The organism is Aeromicrobium sp. CTD01-1L150, assembly GCF_041951745.1.
Taxonomy (GTDB): Bacteria; Actinomycetota; Actinomycetes; order Propionibacteriales; family Nocardioidaceae; genus Aeromicrobium.
Map to the genome: position 1 here is coordinate 1,110,229 of NZ_CP169555.1, position 24,209 is coordinate 1,134,437.

The window sequence follows — 24,209 nt, forward strand, 5'->3', positions numbered from 1 at the left end:
ACGTACCTCACCGTTCGTGATGAGGCAATGCCCAGGGGAACCTCGTGAGGAGCAGTCATGACCACCACCAGCGTCGTTTCCGCCTTCCGCGTGCTGGAGGCCGTCGCCGAGCACCAACCCGTCGGTCTGTCCGAGCTCGCCCGCGCCGTCGAGCTTCCCAAGAGCACGACGCAGCGCTGTCTGCTGACGCTGCAGGAGATCGGGTGGCTGCGCGGGTCCGATACCTCCCCGACGCGCTGGGGCCTGACGTTTCGCGCGCTCGCCGTGTGTGGCCGTGGGGGCGGCCAGGAGAGCCTGCGCGATGTGGCAGTCCCGGTCATGAACGAGCTGCAGCTGGCCACCACCGAGACGGTGCACCTCGCGGCGCCCGATGGTGATCACCTGGTGCTCGTGGAGCGCATCGACACCTCTCACCGGCTGCGAGCCTTCCTCGCCCTCGGTGAGTACATCGCGCTGCACGCCTCCGCCACGGGTGTGGCCTACCTGTCGGCGTGCTCTGACGCACAGGTCGAGGAGTACGTGTCGGGGCCGCTGGAGCCCCAGACACCCGACACCATGACCGATGCCGAGCAGGTGTGGGCAGCTGTGCGCCGCGTCCGGGAGATCGGATACTCCACCAATGTCGGCGGACTGTCGGCGGGGATCAGCTCACTGGGCGCGCCGATCGTCGACTCGCGGGGCGCACCGCTGGCCGCTGTCTCTGCCTCCGGACCCAGTAGTCGGATGGTGCCCGAACGGTTCGGCGACCTCGGACCCATGGTCGCTGAGGCCGCCGAGCGGATCAGTCGGGAGCTCGCCGGCCGCCGCTAGGAATGGTTGGAGTTCCTCCAGGAGTGGGTCTACGTATTCGCGGTAGTGACTCGAAGGGGCTCCTGGCTGGTGCTGAACAGGATCACGGTTGGGAGGGCCACGATCTGGTGTCGACGAGACAGATCGGGGGAGGCCACCTGCGGGTCGGCAAGCGACCACTTCTCAGGTGATGTCCCGGCGCATCGAGACCCGGGCACCAACGATGGCGAAGAGCAGCCCATAACCGGCGAGCACCAGCCCGCCCAGCCACGGGTCGAGATAGTCCTGGGTGCTGAGCGAGACTTGGGTGAGGGCTGCGGAGGCCGAACCGGGGAGGTACGCCGTCGCCTGGGAGAGTGCTGGGACCGTGGTGAGGATGGGCTCGGCCACGAAGCGGTAGACGAGGAGTCCGACAACGGTGGCGACCTGGTTGCGCAGGAGGGCGCCCAGGCCGACGCCGATGACGCCGAAGATCGTCACGTCGGCGACGACTCCGGCATAGGTACCGGGGAGTCCGTCGCCGAGGAGCGACAGGTCGATGTCCTTCGCGGCGAGCCACGGCCAGGCGATCGCGACGACCACCACCAGGCAGGCGACCGCGTATCCGACGCCTACGCCGGCATAGGTCGCCAGCTTGGCAGCGACCACCTTTCCGCGTCGTGGTGTGGTGAGGAAGGTCGCGGTTGCGGTGCGGTGGCGGAACTCCCCGGTGATGCCGATCGCGGCCAGGACGGCGACAAGGGTGTTGGCGCCACCTGAGGCAACGGAGAAGAGGGTCTGTTGGCCGGTTGCCGTGTGTAGCGACGCGGTGATGGTGTCGGGGTCGTCGCTGAATCCGATCAACAGGGTCGCGTAGAGGGCGGTCAGCGCCATCGAGGCCAGGAGCAACCAGAGCCACAGCCGGGTGGAGCGCAGCTTGTGGAGCTCGGCGGCGATCAGAGGTCTCAAGGTCGCGGCTCCTGCTCGGTGGCGAGGTTGAAGAAGGCGGTCTCAAGGTCGCCGTGGGCGTCGGCGAGCTCGGCGAGCGTGGCCTGCTGCACCAACCGGCCGCGGTGGACTATGATCACGCGGTCGACCAGCTGCTGCATCTCGGTCAGCACGTGGCTGGAGACGAGCACGCTCCGCCCGGCGTCGGCGTACTCCGTGAGGAAGCGGCGCAGCCAGACAATGCCTTGAGGGTCGAGCCCGTTGGCCGGCTCGTCGAGGATCAATGCGGCGGGATCCCCGAGTAGTGCGGTGGCCAGGGCGAGCCGTTGGCGCATACCGAGGGAGTAGCCACCGACCCTTCGGCCCCTGGCGTGGCCGAGGCCGACCAGGTCCAGCACGGCCGCCGCTCGTGAGGATGGCAGGGCCGCCGCCGCTGTGTAGGCCCGGAGATGATCGAGACCGGTGCGTCCGGGGTGGAACCCGGTGGACTCGAGGGCCGCGCCGACGGCCTCGAGTGGCGCTGCGAGATCGGCGTACTCGATCCCGCCGATAGTCGCCCCGCCGCCGTCGGGACGTACCAGAGCGAGCAGCATCCGCAGCGTGGTGGTCTTGCCGGCGCCGTTGGGCCCGAGGAACCCAGTGACCGATCCGGGCTCGACGGCGAAGCTCACGTCGTCGACCGCCGTGACCCCACCGAAGTGCTTGGTCAACCCACTCACCTCGATCCGTGCCATGGATTCACCCATCGCCATCACCTGCAAGTACGGGGACACCGCTGTCCATGGCCCCTGCCATCGCCGAGTAGGGCCGGGCGAACAGCGGTCGCGGTCGAGGCCAAGCGATCCCCGCGCAGATAATGTTTACTCGCATGTATACAACCATAGATGTAAACTTAGCGATATACAAGAGAAGGAGAGTGACATGCCCCAGTCGGGAGCGAAGGCACGGTTGCCCCGCGCGGAACGACGCGCCCAGATCCTGGCGGCCGCCACGCGCGCATTCGCCCGGCACGGGTTCGCCGACACCGGGCTGGATGACATCGCCGAGGAAGCCGGTGTCACCCGAGTCGTGCTCTATCGGCACTTCGACTCCAAGGCCGAGCTCTATCGGACGATCCTCGACCGGGCGTGCGAACGGCTCGCCGAGCGCGTCGGCACCGACGGCTTCGAGGACGACGCGATTCCTGCCCTGCTAGGTGCTGCCGCAGACGACCCTGACGCCTTCCGGCTGCTCTTTCGTTTCGCCAATCGCGAACGAGAGTTCCGGGATCTGACCGACAGCCTTTCTGCTGCGGCAGCCACGGTGGCGCGCACCAATCTCGCCAAGCAGATCCCGCCCGGCCCCTGGCTTGACTGGGCGGCCCAGTTGATCCCCACCATGACGACGGACGCGGTCATCGCGTGGCTGGACAACGGTCAGCCCGATCCGGAGACGGCCGCCGACCGAATCCGTGCCGCGATTCACGGCATCAGCGATGCCGCAGGGCGGCCTCAGGGCGCCGGCCTGCGGCAATGACGAGCCTCGCCCGGCGTCCGCAGGACCAGGTGGGGGTCTGGATCGACCCACACCCTTGCACATGCAAGAGCGCCCGCTCCCCTGTGGGGAACGGGCGCTCGCGCGACGTCACACTCAGAGAGGCGTGATGTTCGTGGCCTGCAGACCCTTCTGGCCCTGCTCGACGTCGAACTCGACCTTCTGGTTCTCATCCAGCGACCGGTATCCGGAGGACTGGATGGAGCTGTAGTGCGCGAAGACGTCGTCGCCGCCGTCGTCGGGAGCGATGAAGCCGAAGCCCTTCTCGGCGTTGAACCACTTGACGGTTCCGGTTGCCATGCATTTCTCCATTCGGTGGTGCGTTCGCGCCTATAGCGAACGTCTGGGGGTGTCGCGACGCACATCAACCTGGGAGTAGAACTCACACCCTCGCTGCGCGAGAGGTACTGCATTCGAATCTGCGGAAAAGGAAACGCCAAACAACGAGCATCAGCCTACCAATGCCCGCCACGTTGGTCGACGCCGATCGGCCTGCGACACGCCGGGACGTTGATAGCGTCGCCACGATGTCGGAGATGTTGACGGTGATGGTGGTGAGCGACCCGGGCCTGCCGAGCCGTCGGGTGGCGCACGTCCGCGACCAGCTGGAGCGCGACGTGCAGGAGTGGTGCGGCCGTCCGGTGACGGTCGAGATGCGGCAGCGACAGCTGCGCCTCACCCCGCAGAACTCCCTCGAGCTCGACGAGATCGCCCATGTCACCGAGGAGCTGGAGCTCGGGGCGGACACAGTCCTCGTGGTCACCGAGATCCCGCGGCACTCCCAAGGCAAGCCGCTGGTCGCCGAGCTCCGCCCGGACATCGGGGCGGCGATCCTGTCCCTCCCGACTCTCGGGGTGGTCCGCACACGAGCGCGGCTCCGGCGCCTGATGCTCGCCTGCATCGCGCGGTCCGTCCCGGTCGCCCCCGGTCGTGACGTCGCCGACCTCGACCGACGATGGGCTCACTGGGGGGACACCGTGCACGGACAGACGTGCGCCCTGCTGGCGTCGACGTGGACCGCGGCGCCGCGCATCGTCGCGGGCATGACGGCGGCCAACGAGCCGCTGCGCGTGGCGTTGAGACTGTCCAGTGCGTTGGCGGCGGCTGCCGCCGTCGGGGCGTTCGGCATCTTCTACCACTCGATCTGGCAGATGGCCTCGGCGTTGTCCGTCCTGAGACTGGCGGTCATCGCGGTGGCTGCCGTGGTGGCGATGACGTTGTGGCTGCTGCTGAGCAACAGGCTCTGGGACCGAGCGCGGCTGGAGCCGATGCGCAGGATCGTGGCGCTCTACAACGTCTCGACCGTGCTCACCCTGGTGGTCTGTGTCGTGGCGCTCTACGCGGTGCTGAGCGTGCTGATCCTGGTGGGCTCCGCTCTGGTCATCGACCCGGATTTCATGGCCTCGGTCCTGGGTCAGAAGGCGTCGTGGGCCGACTATGCGGCCGTCGCCTGGCTGAGCGCGGCGATGGGAGTCGTCGCCGGAGCGCTGGGGTCGAGCTTCGACTCCGACACCGAGGTTCGCGACCTGACCCACGGCCAGCGCGAGCGGCAGCGGTTCCAGCAGCACACCGAGGACTGACCGGGCCGTGACACGGTGATGGTGCGCCATCAGGGACTCGAACCCCGAACCCGCTGATTAAGAGTCAGCTGCTCTGCCAATTGAGCTAATGGCGCGCGAGGAGAGACTCTAGCAGCGGCTCCGCCACGGGGTGAAACTGAGTCGACGTGACGGCCGTGACATGTGTGAGGTAGCTGTGGCCCACCGGCTACCCGAAACTCTCCAGGAGTGCGTGTGCCGCATTGTGGCCGGCGATGCCGCTGACGGCGCCGCCGCGTCGTGCGCCACTGCCACACACGAGAACCCGTGGATGCTCGGTCGCCACGCCCCACCGCGCGGCAGGGGTCGCGGCCTGCTCCTCGTCCTCCAGCCACGGCCAGGCGAGGTCGCCGTGGAAGATGTGGCCGCCGGGCATGTTCAGCTCCGCCTCCACCTGTGACGGTGTCTTGTGCTCCACGCCGAGCACGAGGGGCTCGAGCGGCTCGGCGAGATGCTGGTCGATGGCCTGCAAGAACTGCCGGTAGGCGCGATCGCCGGACTCGGTGTCGGTCAGGTTCTCGCACGGAGTGTGCAGGCCGAAGTAGGTGAGGGTCTGCGCCGGCGAGTCAGCCAGCTCCGGTCCGAGGATCGAGCGGTCGGTGAGCGTGTGGCAGTACAGCTCACCCGCGGCGAACGGAGCCTGCCCGCGCGTCGCCGCGGCATGGAGCTCCTCCAGCTGGGACATGTCCTCGTTGACGTGGAAGGTCCCGGCGAACGCGACGTGTGGGTCGAGGCCTGAACGCAGGGCGGGCAGTCGGGAGACGAGCAGGTTGATCTTGAACTGCGCTCCGGACGGCTTGGCCTGCGTTGGCGACGCGTCGGGGAGCAGGCCGTCGAGGACCCACGGCGCGACGCCGCTGAGCACCCAGTCCGTCCGCGTCTCGTGGTGGCCCGTGGCATCCCGCCACTGCACGGTGACCCCGGAGGTGTCGGGGTCGATGCCCACGACGTCGGCCCCGGTCAGGATGCGCACTCCCGCGTCGAGGGCCACGCGCTCCAGCTCTGCGGTGACGGCGCCCATGCCCCCGACGGGGACTCGCCACTCACCGGTGCCGTTGCCCACGAGGTGGTAGAAGAAGCAGCGGTTCTGCACGAGGGAGTCCTCGTGCAGGGACGCAAAGGTGCCGATGAGCGCGTCGGTGCCGACGACCCCGCGGACGACGTCGTCGGTGAAGCGACGCTCGATCGCCTCGCCGAGCGGGCGCTCCACGACATCGGTCCAGATCGGAAGGTCGACGCAGCCCAGATCCTGGCGGCGGGGCAGCGGCTCCAGGAAGGTCGGCGCGACAGCCTCGGCGAGCTCGGCGACCTCGGCGTAGAACTCCTGCCAGGCGCCGAAGGCCTCGTCGGAGCCTGTGAGCTCACGGAACGAGGCCCGCGTGGCCTCGCCCTCGTCGGTCTCCACCAGCAGACCGCGTGCGATGCCGTCCCGTTCGTACGGGGTGAAGGAGGCCGTGGGGCGCGAGCGCAGCTCCAGCTGCAGGCCGAGGTCGTCGACCAGTGACTGCGGCATGAGGCTCACGAGGTAGGAGAAGCGCGAGAGCCTGGCGTCGTGGTCGGGGAACGCCCGGGCACTGACCGCAGCGCCACCGACGTGCCCAAGGCGCTCCAGCAGCAGGACGTCCCGGCCGGCGCGGGCGAGGTAGGTCGCGGCCACGAGCGCGTTGTGGCCACCGCCCACGATCGTCACGTCGGCCGGCTGGGAACTCTCGCGGTTCGTCATGGCTCCATCATGGCCGAGCCGCTGCACTGGCGGGCAGCCGCCTGCAGGGCACAGAGGTCGTGCTCGCGGAGGGGGCGGGCCGGCCCGTCGGGGCTTCGGGCAGACGACCCAGAGCCGTCGTTCGCGTCGTCGCCGGACCAATCGCGGCGAGAGGAATACCTGAATATGATTGAATGTTAAACTAAGAAACATCAAGTCAAAGGAGTGGATCGAGATGCCCGCTGTCACCGCCCCCGACTGGACCGTCCTGCCCCGAGTCGCCGCCGGTCCGACGCAGACCGAGGACCGAGCGCCAGTCAGCGTCACTTCAGCGCCGCAGGGTTATGAGGGCGAGGGATTCCCGGTGCGCCGGGCCTTCGCCGGAGTCGAACCGCACCTGCTCGATCCCTTCATCCACCTGGACCAGATGGGCGAGGTCGAGTACGCGCCAGGCGAGCCCAAGGGCACGCCGTGGCACCCGCACCGTGGGTTCGAGACCGTCACCTACATCATCGACGGCGTCATGGATCACCAGGACACCCACGGCGGAGGCGGGTCGATCACCGACGGCGACACCCAGTGGATGACGGCGGGCGGTGGGCTGCTGCACATCGAGGCACCTCCGGAGTGGCTGGTCGTCAAGGGCGGCCTGTTCCACGGCCTGCAGCTGTGGGTCAACCTGCCGAAGGCGGACAAGTGGAAGCCGCCGGCCTACCAGGACATCCGCGGTGGCGACGTCGGTCTGGCCTCAACGCCTGACGCCGGTGCGCTCCTGCGCATCATCGCCGGCGAGGTGGACGGCGTGAAGGGCCCTGGCAGCACGCACACGCCGATGGCTCTGGTGCACGCGAGCGTCGCGCCGGGCGCACAGATGGTCGTCCCGTGGCGCACGGACTTCAACGCCTTGGTGTACGTCTTGAGTGGCGATGGCCACGTGGGGCGAGAGCGTCGCCCGCTGCGCACGGGCCAGCTCGCCGTCCTCGGCCACGGGGAGACCATCACGGTCGGCGCCGACCAGCGCCAGGAGGCTCGGCACAGCGTGCTCGAGGTGGTGCTGCTCGGCGGTCTGCCGATCCGTGAGCCGATCGCGTGGGCCGGCCCGTTCGTCATGAACACCAAGGCCGAGGTCATGCAGGCGTTCGAGGACTTCCAGAAGGGACGGCTGGGCACCATCCCGACCCAGAAGGTCCCCCACGCTGGCGTCGAGGGTCAGATTCTCTGACCTGGGCGGGTCCGGCGGGGACCGGCGGTGGCTAGGGTGAGCGCCATGTCACAGCAGTACGTCGGGGCCATCGACCAGGGCACGACCAGCACGCGCTTCATGATCTTCGACCACGACGGTCGCGAGGTGGCTCGCCACCAGATCGAGCACGAGCAGATCCTGCCGGCAGCCGGATGGGTCGAGCACGACCCCGTCGAGATCTGGACCAACACGCAGGCCGTCCTCCAGGGTGGGCTGGAGACCGCCGGGCTCGGCGCCGCAGACCTCGCTGCCATCGGTATCACCAACCAGCGCGAGACCACCGTCGTGTGGGATCGTCGCACTGGTCGGCCGTACACCAACGCGATCGTCTGGCAGGACACCCGGACCGACAAGATCGCCGCGGCACTGGTCGAGGACGGTCACGGTGAGACCATCAGGCGCAAGGCCGGACTGCCGCCGGCCGCCTACTTCTCAGCGGGCAAGATCCAGTGGATCCTGGAGAACGTCGACGGCGTGCGTGAGGACGCCGAGGCCGGGCACGCCATCTTCGGCAACACCGACACCTGGCTCATCTGGTGGCTCACCGGCGGGCCTGGGGCGGCGACGGATACCGGCGGGCCGTGGGCGGCGAAAGGCACCGAGGGCCTGCACGTCACCGACGTCACCAACGCCGGCCGGACGATGCTGATGGACCTGGAGTCGCTGGCCTGGGACGACGAGCTCATCGCACTGTTCGACATCCCGGTGCAGATGTTGCCCGAGATCCGCTCGTCGTCGGAGGTCTACGGCCACACGCTCATCGACGGTCCGCTCGGCGGAGAGGTGCCGGTGGCCGGTGACCTGGGCGACCAGCACGCTGCGCTCTTTGGCCAGGCCTGTTTCGAGCCCGGCACCCTGAAGAACACCTACGGCACGGGGAACTTCCTCGTCCTCAACACCGGACACGAGATCGTCCGGTCCGACAACGGCCTGCTCACCACCATGGGTTACCAGCTGGGCGGCCAGCCTCCGGTCTATGCGTTGGAAGGCTCCATCGCGGTCACCGGGTCGGCCATCCAGTGGCTGCGTGACCAGCTGGGCATCATCTCCGACGCCGCCGAGACCGAGGAGCTCGCCGGCTCGGTCGAGGACAGCGGGGGAGTCAGCTTCGTGCCGGCCTTCTCCGGCCTGTTCGCACCGCACTGGCGCCCCGACGCCCGCGGCGCGATCGTCGGCTTGTCGCGGTTCAACACCAAGGCCCACCTCGCACGGGCCGCGCTGGAGGCCATCTGCCACCAGAGCCGGGACGTCGTCGCTGCGATGGTCGAGGACGCCGGCCTGGAGCTGGCGGCGCTGGAGGCCGCTGGGCTCAAGGTGGACGGTGGGGTCACCGCCAACGCGCTGTGTATGCAGATCCAGGCCGACATCCTCGGCGTCGACGTCAGCAAGCCGGTCGTCGCCGAGACCACGTGCCTCGGTGCGGCCTATGCGGCCGGTCTGGCCGTGGGCTTCTGGTCCGGCACCGACGAGCTCGCCGCCAACTGGGCCGAGGCCGACCGGTGGCGTCCCCTGTGGGACGACGCTCAGCGTGAAGCCGCCCAGGCCCAGTGGCGCAAGGCAGTGGAGCGCTCGCTCGGCTGGATCGAGGCGTCCTGAGGGCCTGTCCGCTACACGCTGGGTCGCTGCGCCTGATTGACTGATCGCATGCGAGCCGTACCTCTGTCCTCCGCGTCCCGTGAGGCCGCCCTCGACGCGATGGCCGCCGAGCCGCTCGACATCCTCGTGATCGGTGGCGGGGTCGTGGGTGGTGGTGCAGCACTCGACGCCGCCACGCGCGGGCTCAGCGTCGGTCTGGTGGAGGCGCGCGACTTCGCCTCCGGGACCTCCAGCCGCTCCAGCAAGCTCATGCACGGCGGCCTGCGCTACCTGGAGATGCTTGACTTCCGCCTCGTGGCCGAGGCGCTCAAGGAACGTGGCCTGAGCCTGCAGAAGCTCGCACCACACCTCGTGCGAGAGGTCGGGTTCCTCTACCCGCTCACCCATCACGGGTGGGAGAGGTTCTACGCCGGCTCCGGGGTGGCGCTCTACGACGCGATGAGCAGGGCGTCGGGCTACGGGGCCAGCGTCCCGTTGCACCGGCACAAGACCCGCCGCGGGGCCCGCAAGCTCATGCCGGCGCTGCGCAAGGACGCTCTCGTTGGTGCCATCCACTACTACGACGGTCAGGTGGACGACGCCCGTCACACGATGTTCCTGTCGCGCACCGCCGCCGCCTACGGAGCACACGTCGCCAGCCGCACCCGCGTCATCGACCTCGTGCGCGAGGGCGATCGGGTGGTCGGCGCCCGCGTCAAGGACCTGGAGTCCGGGCGCGAGCTCGACGTCCAGGCGCGACAGGTCATCAACGCCACCGGCGTCTGGACCGACGAGACACAGTCGTTCGCGGGGGAGCGTGGGCAGTTCCACGTGCGGTCCTCCAAGGGCATCCACCTGGTCGTCCCGCGTGATCGCATCCGGGGGGAGTCCGGCCTGATCCTGCGCACGGAGAAGTCCGTGCTGTTCGTCATCCCGTGGGGTAGGCACTGGATCATCGGCACGACCGACACCGACTGGAGCCTGTCCAAGGACCACCCGGCGGCCAGTCGCTCCGACATCGACTACCTCCTCGAGCACGTCAACTCCGTGCTCAACGAGCCCTTGACCCATGACGACGTCGAGGGTGTCTTTGCCGGTCTGCGTCCCCTGCTGGCCGGTGAGGACGACGCCACCAGCAAGCTCTCGCGCGAGCACGCCGTCGGCACCGGGGTCAAGGGGCTCATCGTCATCGCCGGCGGCAAGTACACCACCTACCGCGTGATGGCCGAGGACGCCGTCGATGCGGCAGTGCACGGCATGAGCAGCCTGCTCGATCGCAACGTGCCGCCGTGCTGCACCGAGGACGTCCCGCTGCTGGGTGCCGACGGGTTCGAGGCCCTGTGGAACCAACGGCAGAAGCTCGCCCGCGAGAGTGGGCTGAGCGTCGCACGCATCGAGCACCTGCTCGGACGGTACGGCTCGCTCGTGACCGAGCTGCTCGAGCTCGTCGCGCAGCGGCCCGACCTGGGGCGGGGGCTCGCGGGTGCCGACGACTACCTGCGCGCCGAGGTGGTCTACGCCGCCTCTCACGAGGGCGCCCGGCACCTGGACGACGTGATCGCCCGACGCACCCGTATCTCGATCGAGACCTTCGATCGAGGCACGGAGGTGGCGGCCGAGGTGGCCGACCTGATGGGGGATGTCCTCGGGTGGAGTGGGGAGCAGCGTGAGCGCGAGATCGACCACTATCGCAGCCGTGTGGAGGCCGAGCGGGAGAGCCAGAGGATGCCCGACGACGAGACGGCGGACGCGGCGCGCCTGGGTGCCCCGGATGTCGTCCCGGTGCTGCGGGCGGTCGACGCGTGACGTACGACGACTCCAGCGCCCTCGATGACTTCGCCGATGACCTGGAGGAGCTTGAGGAGCGCTCGCCGCTGGCGCGAACCCTCATCACGGTGGCCGGGACGGTGGCGATCGTCGCGCTGGTGATGGGAGCGGTCCTCGGTGTCTCGATGCTCATGAAGGGGACCGAGACTGCCACGAGCCGGCTGGATGCCGGCCAGCTGCCGCAGGTCGCGTTGCGTTCCGGCGACGCTGCGATCACGGTGGTCGAGGGTGACGGCGACGACATCACCGTCACGGCCACGGTGACCAGCGGGCTCCTGGGCACGGACTACGAGCTGCGCCGCCGCGACAGCGAGTTCGAGATCGTCTCGGGATGCTTCACGCTGGTCAACCCCGGTTGCGGTGTCCAGGTCGAGATCGAGGTGCCGGCCGGGCTGCCCGTGGAGGTGACCACGGAGTCCGGCGACGTCGTGGCGCACGGCATGAGCGAGCGGATCCTGACCGTGGTCTCGGGCTCGGGCGACGTTGCGGCCGACGACCTGGCGGTGGACGAGCTGTCGGCCACCACGAACAGCGGCGATGTCACGGCGACCTTCCGTGACGACCCGTTCGCGGTCAAGGCCGTCACCGACAGCGGTGACATCGACGTGACCCTGCCTGCGGAGGGTCAGGAGTACCAGGTGGACATGCAGTCCTCCTCAGGGCTGGTGCAGCAGGACCTCGAACCCAGCGACGATGCCACCGCGTTCATCCGTCTGCACAGCGAGAGCGGCGACGTGGAGCTGGCGCGAAACTGAGCGTGAGTTCGCTCAGGGTCGCATGGTCGCCCACGGAGAGTTCGCAACTTCCCGTGAGATCGTCGTCCACCGATCCGACTGGCGGGCGGGGGCGGAGCGAGCCACTGACCGCAGCTTCGATGGGAAGGTCGAAGGTGAGATCGGTTCTCTCGCGCCGCGGGCGTACGCCAGGCCATCGTCGCAGGATCGTGTCGATGACGACCCGGTTCTCCACCCCGGTCGTGACCTGAATCCGGGTGATCCCTGCGGCCTGTAGGCGGGTGAGGAGTCCGCGCCCGAGCTCTGTCCCGATGCCACGCCGCTGGTGGCCGTCGGCCACCATGATCGCCACTTCCGCCGTGGCGCCCTGGGGCTGATCTGGCTCGACTGCCGCCCACATCGCGTGGCCGACCAGCGCGCCGTGCTCGAAGGCGAGATGGGCCTCGCCACCCCCGTGCGTCATCAGCAGGTGCGAGACCAGGCGCTGGGGCGGCTCTGTTCCGACTCCGGTGCGGAACCGGGCCCAGGTGGTCTTGGCAGTCGCTTGGGAGATCAGCGTGTTCAGCGCATCGTGGTCGTCCTTCGTGGCAACCCTGATCGTCAGATGCCCGGGGGGCTGCGTCGCTCCAGCGCGCGTTCGGACCACTTGATCCAGGCTCATGACAGCCTCCTGGTGGCCAGGAAGTCCAGGACGGCGTGGATCACCTCGGGGGAGTCGAGCGGCCCGCTGTGCCCGAGCCCGCTGGTCTCGAGGAGCGTCGACCGGTCGTGGTGCACCGCGAGCAGGCGCGCGGCCTGGCCGGGAGCCACCACGGCGTCGCCGGTGTCGTGGACCACGAGGAGGTCGCAGTCCGCGGCCCGGTCCGCTGAGAAGCGCCGCCAGATGCCGTGGTCCCCCTCGAACAGGACACGTTCGATCGCACGTCGAAGGCCACTCGTCACGGGCTCGGACAAGCACAGCTCCGCGCAGAACGCGTCCACGAGGTAGGCGAAGTCACACATGCCGTTGAGGGCGACCACCCGGTCGACGTCCAGCCCTTCTCGGACGGCATGGAGGGCGAACGGGACGCCTAGTGAGTGAGCGACGATGGCCTCGAACCTGCCGTGGTCTGCACCGAGCCGGCGCATGATCGCCTCGTGGTCGACGATGGTGCCCGTGCTGCCGAGGCTGGCACCGTGTCCAGGTGCGTCGTAGGCGACCGGACTGTATCCGTGGGCGACGAGGGCCTCGATCAGGTCCGCATAACGCGACGATCGTGAGCCCCAGCCGTGCACCAGCAGGACTGGCCGTGCGCCGTCACCCCACCGATACACCACGACGTGACGTCCAGCGTGTCCCACAGTGCGTGCCATGGCCGCGTCGTGGACGGCGCGCTCCCCGATGCGGACCTCGCTTCGCCCCCACGGACGACGCCACAGCTCGAGGGCCAGGCGCCCTGCCGCGTCCGCGTTCACGCGCCCGACGGCGTTCAGGAGGTGATGCAGTCCTCCCGTGTTCCGCGCCGGCCGCGTCCTGCTGGCACGAGACGGCGCACGATCGTTCGTGATCTTCCTGTGGATCGCCTCTGCCATGGGAGTCTCCTTCGCTCAACAAATAATACGAACGATCGTATCAGTAGTTTGCCGAACAGGCCATGCCCTAGAGTGGGGACGTGGACGAGGACGCGATGACGATCACCGACGGTCGGGTGAAGCGCGGTGATCACACCCGGCGAGCGGTCCTCGCTCACGCCGTCGACGTGGCCTCCACCCAGGGACTCGAAGGGCTCTCCATCGGACGGCTCGCAGCCGACCTGTCGATCAGCAAGAGCGGACTGTTCGCTCACTTCGGTGCGAAGGAGGAGCTCCAGCTGGCGACGATCCGCGCCGCCCGCCGGATCTACGCCGACACCGTGATCTCGCCGGCCATGGAGACCCCGCCCGGGCTCGGTCGGATCTGGGCGCTGAGCGAGGCATGGATGGCGTACTCCCGTGGGCGAGTCTTCCCGGGGGGATGCTTCTTCTCCAAGGCCGCGCACGAGTTCGCCGCGCGCCCCGGTGTCGTGAGGGACGCGCTGATCGCGGCGAACAACGAGTGGCTCGAGATCCTTCGCCGTGCCGTGGACGATGCCCGCAGTCTCGGTGACCTGGCGCAGGACGTCGACGTCGATCGGCTGGTCTTCGAGCTCAACGCTCTCCTCGACTCAGCCAACCTGCGATCGATCCTGGGCGATGACCGGTCGTACACCCGTGCCGCCACCTCCGTCCGCACCTTGCTCGACGAGGCCGCCAGCGAGGAGGCCCCTCGGCCCTGGGAGACGTGACGCCCTCTCGACCGTCACCGCAGGAGCGGTGGAGCGAGGGTCGGTGCTCGCCAAGGAGGGAGGTCTTCCTGGCCGGACGGTCGCTTCACCGGTCCACCCGATGTCGTGACACCTCAGAGGCTCTGCGCAAGTCCGACCAGGATGCCCTCGGGGCCGCGGATGTAGCAGAGCTTGTACACGTCCTCGTACTGCACGACGTCGGTGCTGACGAGCTGTGTGCCGTGCCTGTCGAGGCGCGCGAGCGTCGCGTCGATGTCGTCCACGGTGAACATGACGCGCAGGTAGCCCAGGGCGTTGACGGGTGCCGTGCGGTGGTCCTCGATGACCTCCGGCTCCAGGAAGTGGGAGAGTTCCAGTCCGCCGTGACCGTCCGGCGTGCGCATCATCGCAACCTCCACACGCTGGTCGCCGAGACCGGTGCAGCGCCCGGCCCACTCGCCTTCTGCCATGGCACGGCCCTCGAGCTCGAGCCCGAGGTCGCCGAAGAACGCGATCACCGGGGTCAGGTCCTCGACGACGATGCCGATGTTGTCCATTCTGATCGTCATGAGGTCAGCCCAGCTCCTCTCCGGCGAGGTGTCGTCCGAAGTTGGTGAGCGCCTCGTCCCAGCCGTCGTAGACGAAACCGTCGCCGGGCTTGCCCTCGTGTCCGCGCATGTGGAGCACGAGCTCGGTGCGCTCGCCCTGTGGGGTGAGGGTGAGTGTGATGACTGGCGTGCCCGCGACGGGCGCCTCGGGGTCGCCCCAGGTGAAGGCGAGCCGCTCGATCGGGTCCACCTCGAGGTACTCGCCTCCGGTCGGGAACTTCTCACCCGTCTCGTCGTTCGTCATGGTGTATCGGTATCGGCCGCCCACGCGGACGTCGAACGACACGCTGTCGGTTGACACCCCGAAGGGGTGGAGCCACGTCGCCAGCTCGGCCTCCTCGGTCCACGCTCGCCACACGAGCTCGCGCGGTGCGTCGAAGACGCGGGTGATCGAGAACTGAGGGGCTTGCGCTACTGATCCGTCTGTCGTGTTCATGATCCTGCTTCCTGGGTGGTGTGTGCGTTCGGCTGGGTCTTCATGGTCTGCAGATGCGCGTCGAGGGCGTCGAGGCGCAGGTTCCACTCCCGGCGCTGCGTCTCCACCCATTCCGACGCCTGCTCGAGGGGTTCGGTCTGCATGGAGAGGGTCCGCCACTGGGCGTGCGTGGTCCTGGTGACGAGCCCTGCGCGCTCCAGTGTCTTCAGGTGCTGGGAGATCGCGGGGGCGCTCACGGAGAACGGCGCGGCCACCTCGCCGACGGTCGCCGGCCCCTGGGCCAGTCGCGTGAGGATCGCGCGGCGCGTCGGATCGGCGAGGGCACCGAACACGAGACTCAAGGGGTCTGAGACAGGCATTTTATCCGATCCTTAATTAATGAATACCTTTATTAAGGCACGCGTCGGACGGATTGTCAACGTGTCTGACCGAGGACGTGAAGCAGCTCTGGACGGCAGAGGCCAAAAGGTGGGAACGGCCTGCTCCGGACCAGGCGCTGGTTCAGGGCTACACGAGCTCGCCCTCGCCCACGCGAGCCACCGACCACTAGGTGGCATCCAACGCAAGAGGGCCGGACCCATGTCACATGGATCCGGCCCTCCGCGACGTCCTGAGACATCACATGGGGTGGACGACGGGATTTGAACCCGCGACCACCGGCATCACAAGCCGGGGCTCTACCGCTGAGCTACGCCCACCATGGTGTGCCGGGCATGTGCCCGACAGCGAGGACGATCATAGCCCAGATGGTGACGCGCCCCGTTCGGGGTCCCGGGTGGAGTCAGCCGTCCTCGCCATCCTGGGCTGCCGGGGCCCCGCCGATCTCGGCGGCGATCGCCCGTGCGGAGTCGCTGTCGGGACCGGGGTCGGCGAAGATCGTGCGTCGGTAGTAGCGCAGCTCGTCGATGCTCTCGGTGATGTCGGCAAGCGCCCGGTGGTGGCCGGCCTTGGCCGGCGCCGCGAAGTAGGCACGCGGGTACCACTGGCGGGCGAGCTCCTTGATGGAGGAGACGTCGATGACGCGGTAGTGCAGCCAACCCTCCAGCTCGCTCATGTCCCGGGCGAGGAAGGCGCGGTCGGTGCCGATGGAGTTGCCCGCCAGCGGGGCCTTGCCCGGCTCGGGGACGAACTGCCGGACGTGCTCGAGCACCTGCTCCTCGGCGTCGCGCACGGAGATGCCGGAGTCCAGCTCGGTGATCAGGCCCGAGGCGGTGTGCATCTGCGTCACCACCTCGTTCATCTGCTCCAGCGCCTGGGCCGGTGGCTTGATCACGAGGTCGACGCCCTCCCCGAGGACGTTCAGCTCGTAGTCCGTGACGAGCGCGGCAACCTCGACGAGGGCGTCGTGCTCGATGGACAGTCCGGTCATCTCACAGTCGATCCACACCAGCTTGTCGTTCACCCGCCCGACCCTAGGGCATGTCCCTGCAGGCCATCGCCGGTCGGCCTCCACCTGGCCCGGTAGGCTCGCCGGGAACCGATCGCGGCCGATACCCGTTGGTCTGTTCGGCAGGACTCAGATCCCAGGAGCCAGATCCCAGGAGCACCGCAGTGACGAACGACCGCAAGAAGCGAGCCGAGCGCGCCGAGCTGATGCGCAAGGAGCGCGAGAAGGCCGACAAGCGTCAGCGCAACATCATCACCATCGTCATCGTCGCGGTGGTCGTCGCGCTGATCGCCGCCTTCGCCTGGGGGTTCTACGTCCTGTCCGAGGACAACGCCAAGTCCACTGAGCTCGTCGCCCCCCAGGGTGCCACCGACGACTACGGCGTCCTCTACACGCCGCAGGACGCCGGCGCCGAGGACACCGAGGGTGATCCGGTCGTCGTCGAGCTCTACGAGGACTTCCTCTGCCCCGGCTGCGCCGCCTTCGAGCAGGCCAACGGCCAGTTCCTGAACCAGGCCGTGGCCGAGGGCGAGATCTCCATCCTGTACCGGCCGTACGCCTTCCTCACCGGGCAGAGCACCAACCGGTACTCCCAGCGTGCCGCCAACGCTGCGGCCTGTGTGCTGGACGACTCCGGTGTCACGGCGTTCAAGCAGATGCACGACATCCTCTTCGCCAACCAGCCGTCCGAGGGTGGTGCCGGCCCCGAGGACGACGAGCTGGCCGACTTCGCCGAGCAGGCCGGAGCCGGTGACATCGAGCAGTGCCTCAGGACGGAGAAGTTCACGCCATGGGTCGAGAAGGCCCTCGAGCGCGGGCAGGAGGAGGACGTCAGCGGCACGCCGACGGTCCGCATCGACGGCGAGGACGTCAGTGGAGCCGACGAGGGCACGATCCCCGGGCCCGCCGAGCTGCAGGGAGCCATCGAGGCCGCCCAGGCCGGCTGACCTCCGCACCAAGGGGGCGTCGCTCAGACGATGACGTGGCCGAGCGTCGCCGCAGCGAGGCACGCGATGAGCATGCCCGCCGTGCTGGCGAGCGCGCGCAGGTCGTCGCGACGCAGGGACAGTCGCGCCGTCGCCAGGCTCGCAGCGCTGAGCGTGGTGTAGCCGCCGAGGAACCCCACGCCCAGCACGAGCGTCCAGGCCTCGCCGGGATCACGTGACGTGAGCAGTCCCAGCGCGAACGATCCCGAGACGTTGACGACGAGCAGTCCCCACGGCCATCGCGCTCCTGCCCGCTCGCTCACTGCTGCGTCCACGAGGAGCCGGACGGCCGACCCCAGTCCGCCGGCGACGGCGATCAGCAACAAGGTCATCGCACCCACCGCCGTCCGATCGCCAGGCCGAGGAGCGCGAGGAACCAGCCACCCGCCAGCGTCGCCAAGACGTATCCCACGGCGATCGGAGGGTCCGTGACGAGGAGCTCACGCGTCTGCACGGCCAGGGCGCTGTAGGTGGTGAAACCCCCGAGGAAGCCCGTGGCCAGGCTCTGACGCCACGCGTTCGAGGCCACCGCGGCCACGACCACGCCGATCAGGAGCGAGCCGAGCAGGTTCACCAGCAGCGTCCCTGACGGCAGGCCGCCGTCTTCTCCGAGGCCGGTCACGACACCGTGACGGGCCAGTGTGCCCAGTGCGCCGCCGACGCCGACCAGAGCCACGGCGCGCAGCGGGACGTGAGGCATGTCCCGAACCTACGCCGCTAGCTGCCCTCGCGCGCATAGGGTCGGGGGGTGGACGTCTCACGACTCGTGCTCGGCACCATGTACTTCGGCACCCGCACCGACGAGCGGACCTCGGTGGCGATCATCGACGCATTCGTCGCCGCCGGCGGACGGACGCTGGACACCGCCAACTGCTACGCCTTCTGGTGCTCGGCCGACGGCCGCGGGGGTGACAGCGAACGGCTGCTGGGCCGCTGGCTTGCCGCCGACGCCGGACGCAGGCAGCTGGTGGAGATCGCCACCAAGGTGGGCCAGGAACCGACGGGGTCCGGGGTCGAAGGGCTCTCGGCCGAGGTCGTCCTGCGTGAGTGTGACCGCAGCCTGGAACGACTGGGGGTGGAGACGGTCGACGTCCACTGGGCGCACGGCGAGGACCGATCGATCTCCTTGGCCGAGACCGTGACGGCGTTCGGGGAGCTCGTGACCTCCGGCCGTGCCCGGCGGGTGGGCGTCTCCAACCATCCGACATGGCGGGTCGAGCGGGCCCGACGACTGGCCGCCGACGCGGGGGTCGAGCCGTTCACGCTCCTGCAGCTGTCGACCTCCTACGTCGAGCCCCGTCCCGGCACGACGGTCGAGGGCAAGGACCACCGGTTCGGCTTCGTCACCGACGAGACGATCGACTACCTGCAGGAGCACCCCGAGCTGGAGCTGTGGGCCTACTCGCCGCTCGTGCAGGGCGCCTACGACCGGGCCGACCGGCCGTTCCCGCAGGTCTACGACCACCCGGGCACGACCCAACGGCTGGCGGTCCTGCGAGCGGTCGCCGAACGACGTGGCGTGGCTCCCTCGACGATCGTGCTCGCGTGGTTGCTGGCCCGCAGGCCGCAGGCCAGGCCGATCGTCGGCGTCAGCACGCTCGAGCAGCTCGACGCAGCGCTCGCGGTGGCCGACATCGATCTCGAGCCCGAGGAGCTGGCCCGACTCGACGATCCTCGGTGACTGCACTGGCGCGCCCGGCAGGACTCGAACCTGCGACCCAGAGATTAGAAGGCTCTTGCTCTGTCCAGCTGAGCTACGGGCGCTCGGGCCCAAGCCTAGTCATGCCGTGGCGGTGTGCGGGTGTGCCATAGGGTCGGGCGGGTGGAACAGACCAGCACTGCACCAGCGCGCAGCAGAACCAGTCGCGCTGACGCAGCCGCCGGCCAGGGGGACATCCCGATGCGGCTGCCGAAGCGACGAGAGCACCCCACCCAGCGGGGACGCCTGCTGCTGAAGATCCTGTTCACGCTCGTCGCCGTGCTCGGCGTCGTCGGAGGAGTCGTCATCTCCCTGGAGGCGGGTGATGCAGCCGGAGCAGGTCTGTCGGTCGCCTACGCGTTCATCCCGCTGCCGCTGCTGTGGCTGGCCTACTGGTGGCTGGACCGCTACGAGCCGGAACCACGGCGGTACAAGATCGCTGCGTTCATCTGGGGAGCCGTCGTGGCGGTGGCGATCGCCCTGGCCGTCCAGATCGGCGTCCAGCTGACGTTCGACCTCAGCGACGAGCAGATGGCCTCCTTCATCGCTCCCATCTCCGAGGAGCCGGCCAAGGGCCTGTTCCTGCTGCTGACGTTCCTGCGCTGGCGGCGGATCATCGACGGGTTCATCGACGGTCTGGTCGTGGCCGGCCTGGTCGGTGTCGGGTTCGCGTTCGTGGAGAACATCGGCTACTACGCCGCCAGCTATCTCGGCTCGCCGGACCTCAAGGTGGCCGGGGCCGACGGCGCCACGTCGACGTTCATCGTGCGCGGCATCTTCAGTCCCTTCGCGCATCCGTTGTTCCTGTCCGCCTTCGGCATCGCGATCGGCATCGCCGTCATGCTGCGGTCCCGGGTGCTCAAGATCCTGGTGCTGGGTGCCGGCATGGCGGTCAGCATCGCGCTGCACGGCCTGTGGAACGCCTCGCTGTCCTACGGCGGCGGCGCGGCCTTCGTCCTGGTCTACCTCGTGCTCGGTGCGCTGCTGCTGGGGCTCGGGGTGATGGCCGTGGTCGTGCGGGTCGGGCAGGTCCGCACCCTGGAACGGTCACTGTCCTACGTCGCCGAACGTGGCTGGATCCACCCCGCCGAGATCCCCTACCTCTCACGGTTCGGGCACCGCAAGGCGGCGCGCAACCACGCCCGCGCGAACTACGGCAAGGTGGCCGGCCAGGTGGTGACGCGATACCAGCGACTCGCCACCGAGATGGCCTTCCTGCACGACGCGATCATGACCGGGCGGGCGAAACCACACGGCATCGAGCGCACCTACGGACTCCTGGACGAGATGCATTCACTGCGTCCGGCGTTGCGTCTGCCACCGGCGCTCACCCCTCTGCGGCCGCGCTGAGCGGGCGGCGCCGGGACGCCCGGCCCCAGAGAGGTGCTGCGTCCACTAATCTGGTGCGTACGTGACACGTGAGGTCAAGAGAGGAGAACTGGTGCTCAGCGAACACGCTTCTGTGCAGCAGCTGGGCGCCCTGAGCCGGTTGCTGGCCGCCGTCAAGGGGATCGACCTCTCCCTCGACGTCCCCGGTGCCCGGGACATCCGCGAGATCAGGGCCGAGATCGCCGACCAGCTCTCCGACTACGTGATCCCGCGACTCGTCCAGCTCGACGCGCCGCTGCTCACCGTCGTGGGCGGTTCCACCGGTGCCGGCAAGTCGACCCTGGTGAACTCCATCGTCGGCGAGAGCGTCACCGAGTCCGGCGTCCTGCGCCCCACCACTCGCTCGCCGGTGCTGGTGCACCACCCCGACGAGGGAGAGTGGTTCCAGCCCGATCGCATCCTGCCGGACCTGCCCCGTACGGAGGCCGTCACCAACGACGTCTACGCACTGCGACTGGTGGCCTCCCGGTTCGTGCCGCGTGGCCTGGCCGTCCTGGACGCTCCGGACATCGACTCCATCGATGCCGCCAACCGTGAGCTGGCCGGTCAGCTGCTGGCCGCAGCCGATCTGTGGCTGTTCGTCACCTCTGCGGCCCGCTACGCCGACCAGGTCCCGTGGGACTACCTGCGCCGCGCGGCCGAGCGCAGCACGTCGGTGGCCGTCGTCCTGGACCGCACCCACGACGACCACGTCGTCGAGGTCAGGGGACACCTGGCCCGCATGATGACCTCGCGCGGTCTCTCCGACTCCCCGCTGTTCACCGTGCCGGAGTCGGAGATCGAACCCAACGGCCTGCTCCCGCGTGCGGCCGTCGCCCCGATCGTCAGCTGGTTGCACGACCTCGCCGCCGACCCCGAGGGGCGGGCCGCGGTCGTCCACGGCACCCTCGACGGTGCCGTGCGGCACAACGTCATGCAGTCCCACGACATCGCCGACGCCTTCGACGCCCAGGTGGAGGCCGCCAAGCAGCTCCGCGGCGACGTCGACGGCATCTACCGCAAGGCGGCCGAGACATTGGCCGCCCAGACCGCCGACGGCACCCTCATGCACGGTGAGGTGCTGGGACGCTGGCAGGAGTTCGTCGGCAGCGGAGAGCTGATGAAGTCCGTCGAGGAGCGTGTCAGCCGACTGCGAGACCGTCTGCTGGACAACCTGACCGGACGACGGGCGCAGTCCGCCGAGGTGGTGGACGCCGTGGAGTCCGGGCTGCAGGCGCTCATCATGGAGCACGCCGAGTCCGCCGCCGAGCAGACCTATCGTGCCTGGTCGTCGACGCCGCCGGGCAAGGCACTGCTCGCCAGGCAGCGCGGACTGGACCGTGCCTCACGCGACGCCCGGGTCAGTTCCGAACGCCTCGTGCGCGACTGGCAGGCCCGTGTCTTTGAGATGGTCCGTGCAGAGGGAGCCGACAAGCGACTCACCGCCAAGTTCCTCGCCTTCGGTGTCAACGGGGTGGGCGTGGCGCTCATGGTGCTGGTCTTCGTGCAGAGCACCGGTGCCGGCGGCGCCGCGCAGGTCGGTGTGGCCGGCGGCACCGCCTACGTGGCACAGAAGCTGCTCGAGGCGATCTTCGGTGCCCAGGCCGTCCGCGATCTGTCACGCCGGGCAGGCGAGGACCTGCAGGCCTGCGTCATCGCGCTGCTGGAGACCGAGCAGAAGCGGTACACCGACCTGCTCGTCGACCCCGCGGCCCTCGAGGCCGCCCAGGCAGAGCTTCGTGAGGCGGCGCGTCAGGCAGAGTACGCGCGGCACGCCGACTTCTTCGAGGACGGGGGGAAGCACCGATGAGCGGGTTGGCCGATGCCGCGAAGAAGGTCTTCGCAGGCGACAGGGCTGAGGTCTCCGACCGGCTGGATGGCCTCACCGAGGCCATCGACGCCGCCGACGAGCGGCTGGACGACTCACTGCTGGAGGCCGCGCGTTCGCTGCAGGAGCGCGCCTCCGAGCGGCTCCAGCTCTCTGGCGAGCACACGATCGTCGCGCTGGCCGGTGCCACCGGATCCGGAAAGTCGTCGTTGTTCAACGCCCTCACCGACCTCGAGCTCGCCGGCGTCGGGGTGCGACGCCCCACGACGTCGTGGGCGCTGGCGTGTGCCTGGGGCCCGGACGGTGCCTCGGAGCTGCTGGCATGGATGGGCATCCCGGCCCGTCACCAGGTCTCCCGCATGAGCATGCTCGACCATTCCGCGTCGGACACCAAGCTCGAGGGTCTGGTCCTGCTCGACCTGCCTGACCACGACTCCACCGAGGTCTCCCACCACGTGGAGATGGAACGGCTGGTGGAGTACACCGACCTCATCATCTGGGTCCTCGACCCGCAGAAGTACGCCGACGCTGCCATCCACGACCGCTACATCAAGCCCATGGCGGCCTACAGCGACGTCACGATGGTCGTGCTCAACCAGATCGACCGCATCGCCTACGGGGAGCGGGAACGGGCGCTGGCCGACGTCAGCTCGATCCTGGCGCGCGAAGGGCTGTCCGACGTCCCCGTGCTGGGTGTCTCCTCCACCCGCGGCGACGGCATCGATGACCTCAAACGTGAGCTGGTGCGCCGCATCAAGGCCAAGAAGTCTGCCAAGGACCGTCTCAGCAGCGACCTGTCCCACGTGGCCCGCCGTGTCGCGAACGCCGGCGGCACGAGCGCCGTCCCCGGGGTGGGCGACGTCGACAAGCAGGCGCTGGAGGCCGGACTGCTCGACAGCGCCGGGGTCCCGCAGCTCGTCGAGGCCGTCGAGGCCTCCACCAGGCGTCGTGCTGCGCGCCACACGGGTTGGCCCGTCACCCGTTGGCTGGGTCGGACGCGCAAGGATCCCCTCGCCGAGCTGGGGCTCGGTGACGACGTCACCGGAATCGTGCGGGACTCGTTGCCGTCCACCGATCACGTGCATCGTGCGCAGGCCGAAGGTGCCGTGCGTGAGCTGGCCGAGAAGGCCTCCGTCGGGCTGGCGCCGCCGTGGCGGGACGCCGTCCGCGAGGCCTCCGTGCAGCGCACCGACGACGTCGTCAGTGCCCTCGACGATGCCGTGGTGGGGACGAACCTCGGCATCGCGCGACCGGCACTGTGGTGGCGACTGGTCGATGCCGTGCAGTGGCTGTCGCTCGGCGCCCTGGTCGTGGGACTGGTGTGGCTGGGTCTGCTCGCCGTCGACGCAGTCGCCCCGGTCGACGTCCCGCAGGGCCCCGAGGTTGCCGGGTTCTCGCTGCCGGTCGTGCTGGCGGTGGGGGGCCTGGTCGTCGGTGTCGGCCTGGCCGTCCTGTCGCGGCTGCTGGCACGGGTTGCCGCACGCTCCAAGGCCCGGCGGATCGAGGAACGGCTCAGCGAGTCCATCGCCCAGGTCGCCCACGAACGGGTCCTGGCGCCGGTGGAGTCGGAGCTGGAGCGCTACGCCCGCTACCGCGCCGGCATCGTGCGTGCCCAATCCTGATCAGCTCCATCTGATCCGCCCCGTCTGATCCGGCCCTCGAGCACGCGACCCGGCTCGGTAGGCTG

The 24,209-nt window shown here is 69.1% G+C and carries 25 protein-coding genes and 3 tRNA genes; 13 read left to right on the forward strand and 15 right to left on the reverse strand.

All coding sequences use genetic code 11. The annotated features are described in order from the left end of the window. Nucleotides 1-57 precede the first annotated feature (57 nt). Nucleotides 58-810 (forward strand): IclR family transcriptional regulator, encoded by a 753-nt coding sequence (locus ACEVFP_RS05490; protein ID WP_375002596.1) that lies wholly within the window; start codon nucleotides 58-60, stop codon nucleotides 808-810. A 162-nt stretch (nucleotides 811-972) separates the two neighbouring features. On the opposite strand, the gene ACEVFP_RS05495 is transcribed toward ACEVFP_RS05490, so the two are convergent. Continuing rightward, nucleotides 973-1,737 carry a hypothetical protein gene (locus tag ACEVFP_RS05495; protein WP_375002597.1) on the reverse strand — a complete coding sequence of 255 codons (765 nt, stop codon included), beginning with the start codon at nucleotides 1,735-1,737 and terminating at the stop codon, nucleotides 973-975. After that, nucleotides 1,734-2,450 carry an ABC transporter ATP-binding protein gene (locus ACEVFP_RS05500; RefSeq protein WP_375002598.1) on the reverse strand — a complete coding sequence of 239 codons (717 nt, stop codon included), beginning with the start codon at nucleotides 2,448-2,450 and terminating at the stop codon, nucleotides 1,734-1,736. Before ACEVFP_RS05500 ends, ACEVFP_RS05495 begins: the two co-directional genes overlap by 4 nt. A gap of 187 nt (nucleotides 2,451-2,637) precedes the next feature. Here ACEVFP_RS05500 and ACEVFP_RS05505 point away from each other — a divergent pair, with 187 nt between their 5' ends. Then, nucleotides 2,638-3,231, forward strand: coding sequence for a TetR/AcrR family transcriptional regulator (locus tag ACEVFP_RS05505; protein ID WP_375002600.1), 594 nt, complete (start codon nucleotides 2,638-2,640; stop codon nucleotides 3,229-3,231). Nucleotides 3,232-3,345: 114 nt separating this feature from the next. Here ACEVFP_RS05505 and ACEVFP_RS05510 read toward each other — a convergent pair whose 3' ends face one another. After that, on the reverse strand, nucleotides 3,346-3,549 hold the full coding sequence (locus tag ACEVFP_RS05510) for a cold-shock protein (protein ID WP_375002602.1): 204 nt from the start codon (nucleotides 3,547-3,549) through the stop codon (nucleotides 3,346-3,348). 227 nt (nucleotides 3,550-3,776) lie between these two features. Between ACEVFP_RS05510 and ACEVFP_RS05515 the strand changes: the two genes are divergently transcribed. Further along, nucleotides 3,777-4,829 carry a hypothetical protein gene (locus ACEVFP_RS05515; RefSeq protein WP_375002604.1) on the forward strand — a complete coding sequence of 351 codons (1,053 nt, stop codon included), beginning with the start codon at nucleotides 3,777-3,779 and terminating at the stop codon, nucleotides 4,827-4,829. Nucleotides 4,830-4,848: 19 nt separating this feature from the next. Here ACEVFP_RS05515 and ACEVFP_RS05520 read toward each other — a convergent pair. Continuing rightward, nucleotides 4,849-4,924, reverse strand: a tRNA-Lys gene (locus ACEVFP_RS05520). A gap of 92 nt (nucleotides 4,925-5,016) precedes the next feature. Further along, a complete protein-coding gene (locus ACEVFP_RS05525) occupies nucleotides 5,017-6,570 on the reverse strand; it encodes a phytoene desaturase family protein (protein ID WP_375002605.1) in 1,554 nt (517 codons plus the stop codon). 214 nt (nucleotides 6,571-6,784) lie between these two features. Here ACEVFP_RS05525 and ACEVFP_RS05530 point away from each other — a divergent pair, with 214 nt between their 5' ends. Genes ACEVFP_RS05530 through ACEVFP_RS05545 form a run of 4 tightly spaced genes read left to right on the forward strand, consistent with a single transcriptional unit; the run spans nucleotide 6,785 to nucleotide 11,949 of the window. Further along, nucleotides 6,785-7,771: a pirin family protein gene (locus ACEVFP_RS05530; RefSeq protein ID WP_375002606.1), complete on the forward strand. Its 987-nt coding sequence runs from the start codon at nucleotides 6,785-6,787 to the stop codon at nucleotides 7,769-7,771. A gap of 45 nt (nucleotides 7,772-7,816) precedes the next feature. Continuing rightward, nucleotides 7,817-9,388, forward strand: coding sequence for a glycerol kinase GlpK (gene glpK / locus ACEVFP_RS05535; RefSeq protein WP_375002608.1), 1,572 nt, complete (start codon nucleotides 7,817-7,819; stop codon nucleotides 9,386-9,388). 48 nt (nucleotides 9,389-9,436) lie between these two features. Then, the gene (locus ACEVFP_RS05540; protein WP_375002610.1) at nucleotides 9,437-11,173 is read left to right on the forward strand and encodes a glycerol-3-phosphate dehydrogenase/oxidase; all 1,737 of its coding nucleotides are present in this window, start codon (nucleotides 9,437-9,439) and stop codon (nucleotides 11,171-11,173) included. Next, nucleotides 11,170-11,949, forward strand: coding sequence for a DUF4097 family beta strand repeat-containing protein (locus ACEVFP_RS05545; protein WP_375002611.1), 780 nt, complete (start codon nucleotides 11,170-11,172; stop codon nucleotides 11,947-11,949). Before ACEVFP_RS05540 ends, ACEVFP_RS05545 begins: the two co-directional genes overlap by 4 nt. Here the strand turns inward: ACEVFP_RS05545 and ACEVFP_RS05550 are convergent. Then, nucleotides 11,900-12,589 (reverse strand): GNAT family N-acetyltransferase, encoded by a 690-nt coding sequence (locus tag ACEVFP_RS05550; protein WP_375002612.1) that lies wholly within the window; start codon nucleotides 12,587-12,589, stop codon nucleotides 11,900-11,902. The genes ACEVFP_RS05545 and ACEVFP_RS05550 overlap by 50 nt on opposite strands. Next, a complete protein-coding gene (locus tag ACEVFP_RS05555) occupies nucleotides 12,586-13,500 on the reverse strand; it encodes an alpha/beta hydrolase (RefSeq protein ID WP_375002614.1) in 915 nt (304 codons plus the stop codon). Before ACEVFP_RS05555 ends, ACEVFP_RS05550 begins: the two co-directional genes overlap by 4 nt. 80 nt (nucleotides 13,501-13,580) lie before the next feature. On the opposite strand from ACEVFP_RS05555, the gene ACEVFP_RS05560 reads away from it, so the two are divergent. After that, nucleotides 13,581-14,231, forward strand: a complete 651-nt coding sequence (locus tag ACEVFP_RS05560; protein WP_375002615.1) for a TetR/AcrR family transcriptional regulator — start codon at nucleotides 13,581-13,583, stop codon at nucleotides 14,229-14,231. Between the two features lie 113 nt (nucleotides 14,232-14,344). On the opposite strand, the gene ACEVFP_RS05565 is transcribed toward ACEVFP_RS05560, so the two are convergent. The 5 genes from ACEVFP_RS05565 to orn form a co-directional block, all read right to left on the reverse strand. After that, the gene (locus ACEVFP_RS05565; RefSeq protein WP_375002617.1) at nucleotides 14,345-14,779 is read right to left on the reverse strand and encodes a VOC family protein; all 435 of its coding nucleotides are present in this window, start codon (nucleotides 14,777-14,779) and stop codon (nucleotides 14,345-14,347) included. Nucleotides 14,780-14,783: 4 nt separating this feature from the next. After that, nucleotides 14,784-15,254, reverse strand: coding sequence for an SRPBCC domain-containing protein (locus tag ACEVFP_RS05570; RefSeq protein WP_375002619.1), 471 nt, complete (start codon nucleotides 15,252-15,254; stop codon nucleotides 14,784-14,786). Then, complete coding sequence (locus ACEVFP_RS05575) at nucleotides 15,251-15,613, reverse strand: ArsR/SmtB family transcription factor (protein WP_375002621.1); 363 nt, start codon at nucleotides 15,611-15,613, stop codon at nucleotides 15,251-15,253. The genes ACEVFP_RS05570 and ACEVFP_RS05575 overlap by 4 nt, the downstream gene beginning before the upstream one ends. Nucleotides 15,614-15,877: 264 nt before the next feature. Continuing rightward, nucleotides 15,878-15,952 (reverse strand) — tRNA-His (locus ACEVFP_RS05580). Nucleotides 15,953-16,035: 83 nt separating this feature from the next. After that, the gene (gene orn, locus ACEVFP_RS05585; protein ID WP_375002622.1) at nucleotides 16,036-16,656 is read right to left on the reverse strand and encodes an oligoribonuclease; all 621 of its coding nucleotides are present in this window, start codon (nucleotides 16,654-16,656) and stop codon (nucleotides 16,036-16,038) included. A gap of 149 nt (nucleotides 16,657-16,805) precedes the next feature. On the opposite strand from orn, the gene ACEVFP_RS05590 reads away from it, so the two are divergent. After that, nucleotides 16,806-17,588: a DsbA family protein gene (locus ACEVFP_RS05590; RefSeq protein WP_375002624.1), complete on the forward strand. Its 783-nt coding sequence runs from the start codon at nucleotides 16,806-16,808 to the stop codon at nucleotides 17,586-17,588. A gap of 23 nt (nucleotides 17,589-17,611) precedes the next feature. Here ACEVFP_RS05590 and ACEVFP_RS05595 read toward each other — a convergent pair whose 3' ends face one another. Next, on the reverse strand, nucleotides 17,612-17,959 hold the full coding sequence (locus ACEVFP_RS05595; RefSeq protein WP_375002625.1) for a fluoride efflux transporter FluC: 348 nt from the start codon (nucleotides 17,957-17,959) through the stop codon (nucleotides 17,612-17,614). After that, complete coding sequence (locus ACEVFP_RS05600) at nucleotides 17,956-18,327, reverse strand: fluoride efflux transporter FluC (RefSeq protein WP_375002627.1); 372 nt, start codon at nucleotides 18,325-18,327, stop codon at nucleotides 17,956-17,958. Before ACEVFP_RS05600 ends, ACEVFP_RS05595 begins: the two co-directional genes overlap by 4 nt. 48 nt (nucleotides 18,328-18,375) lie before the next feature. On the opposite strand from ACEVFP_RS05600, the gene ACEVFP_RS05605 reads away from it, so the two are divergent. After that, on the forward strand, nucleotides 18,376-19,308 hold the full coding sequence (locus ACEVFP_RS05605) for an aldo/keto reductase (protein WP_375002629.1): 933 nt from the start codon (nucleotides 18,376-18,378) through the stop codon (nucleotides 19,306-19,308). Between the two features lie 6 nt (nucleotides 19,309-19,314). Here ACEVFP_RS05605 and ACEVFP_RS05610 read toward each other — a convergent pair. Further along, nucleotides 19,315-19,391 (reverse strand) — tRNA-Arg (locus ACEVFP_RS05610). A 136-nt stretch (nucleotides 19,392-19,527) separates the two neighbouring features. On the opposite strand from ACEVFP_RS05610, the gene ACEVFP_RS05615 reads away from it, so the two are divergent. From ACEVFP_RS05615 to ACEVFP_RS05625, 3 genes are all read left to right on the forward strand, one after another. Then, nucleotides 19,528-20,676: a PrsW family intramembrane metalloprotease gene (locus tag ACEVFP_RS05615; RefSeq protein ID WP_375002631.1), complete on the forward strand. Its 1,149-nt coding sequence runs from the start codon at nucleotides 19,528-19,530 to the stop codon at nucleotides 20,674-20,676. Between the two features lie 91 nt (nucleotides 20,677-20,767). Then, a complete protein-coding gene (locus tag ACEVFP_RS05620; protein ID WP_375002633.1) occupies nucleotides 20,768-22,504 on the forward strand; it encodes an ABC transporter in 1,737 nt (578 codons plus the stop codon). Beyond that, nucleotides 22,501-24,144, forward strand: coding sequence for a GTPase (locus tag ACEVFP_RS05625; protein ID WP_375002634.1), 1,644 nt, complete (start codon nucleotides 22,501-22,503; stop codon nucleotides 24,142-24,144). Before ACEVFP_RS05620 ends, ACEVFP_RS05625 begins: the two co-directional genes overlap by 4 nt. Nucleotides 24,145-24,209: the final 65 nt, after the last annotated feature.

Bases quoted from the DNA above. Each gene is read 5' to 3' on its own strand.
- ACEVFP_RS05575 (WP_375002621.1), bottom strand. From the start codon at position 15,613: ATGCCTGTCTCAGACCCCTTGAGTCTCGTGTTCGGTGCCCTCGCCGAT.
- ACEVFP_RS05505 (WP_375002600.1), top strand. From the start codon at position 2,638: ATGCCCCAGTCGGGAGCGAAGGCACGGTTGCCCCGCGCGGAACGACGC.
- ACEVFP_RS05570 (WP_375002619.1), bottom strand. From the start codon at position 15,254: ATGAACACGACAGACGGATCAGTAGCGCAAGCCCCTCAGTTCTCGATC.
- ACEVFP_RS05595 (WP_375002625.1), bottom strand. From the start codon at position 17,959: ATGACCTTGTTGCTGATCGCCGTCGCCGGCGGACTGGGGTCGGCCGTC.
- glpK (WP_375002608.1), top strand. From the start codon at position 7,817: ATGTCACAGCAGTACGTCGGGGCCATCGACCAGGGCACGACCAGCACG.
- ACEVFP_RS05550 (WP_375002612.1), bottom strand. From the start codon at position 12,589: ATGAGCCTGGATCAAGTGGTCCGAACGCGCGCTGGAGCGACGCAGCCC.
- ACEVFP_RS05540 (WP_375002610.1), top strand. From the start codon at position 9,437: ATGCGAGCCGTACCTCTGTCCTCCGCGTCCCGTGAGGCCGCCCTCGAC.
- ACEVFP_RS05625 (WP_375002634.1), top strand. From the start codon at position 22,501: ATGAGCGGGTTGGCCGATGCCGCGAAGAAGGTCTTCGCAGGCGACAGG.
- ACEVFP_RS05515 (WP_375002604.1), top strand. From the start codon at position 3,777: ATGTCGGAGATGTTGACGGTGATGGTGGTGAGCGACCCGGGCCTGCCG.
- ACEVFP_RS05500 (WP_375002598.1), bottom strand. From the start codon at position 2,450: ATGGCACGGATCGAGGTGAGTGGGTTGACCAAGCACTTCGGTGGGGTC.
- ACEVFP_RS05565 (WP_375002617.1), bottom strand. From the start codon at position 14,779: ATGACGATCAGAATGGACAACATCGGCATCGTCGTCGAGGACCTGACC.
- ACEVFP_RS05530 (WP_375002606.1), top strand. From the start codon at position 6,785: ATGCCCGCTGTCACCGCCCCCGACTGGACCGTCCTGCCCCGAGTCGCC.
- ACEVFP_RS05525 (WP_375002605.1), bottom strand. From the start codon at position 6,570: ATGACGAACCGCGAGAGTTCCCAGCCGGCCGACGTGACGATCGTGGGC.
- ACEVFP_RS05555 (WP_375002614.1), bottom strand. From the start codon at position 13,500: ATGGCAGAGGCGATCCACAGGAAGATCACGAACGATCGTGCGCCGTCT.
- ACEVFP_RS05600 (WP_375002627.1), bottom strand. From the start codon at position 18,327: ATGCCTCACGTCCCGCTGCGCGCCGTGGCTCTGGTCGGCGTCGGCGGC.
- ACEVFP_RS05615 (WP_375002631.1), top strand. From the start codon at position 19,528: ATGCGGCTGCCGAAGCGACGAGAGCACCCCACCCAGCGGGGACGCCTG.
- ACEVFP_RS05490 (WP_375002596.1), top strand. From the start codon at position 58: ATGACCACCACCAGCGTCGTTTCCGCCTTCCGCGTGCTGGAGGCCGTC.
- ACEVFP_RS05510 (WP_375002602.1), bottom strand. From the start codon at position 3,549: ATGGCAACCGGAACCGTCAAGTGGTTCAACGCCGAGAAGGGCTTCGGC.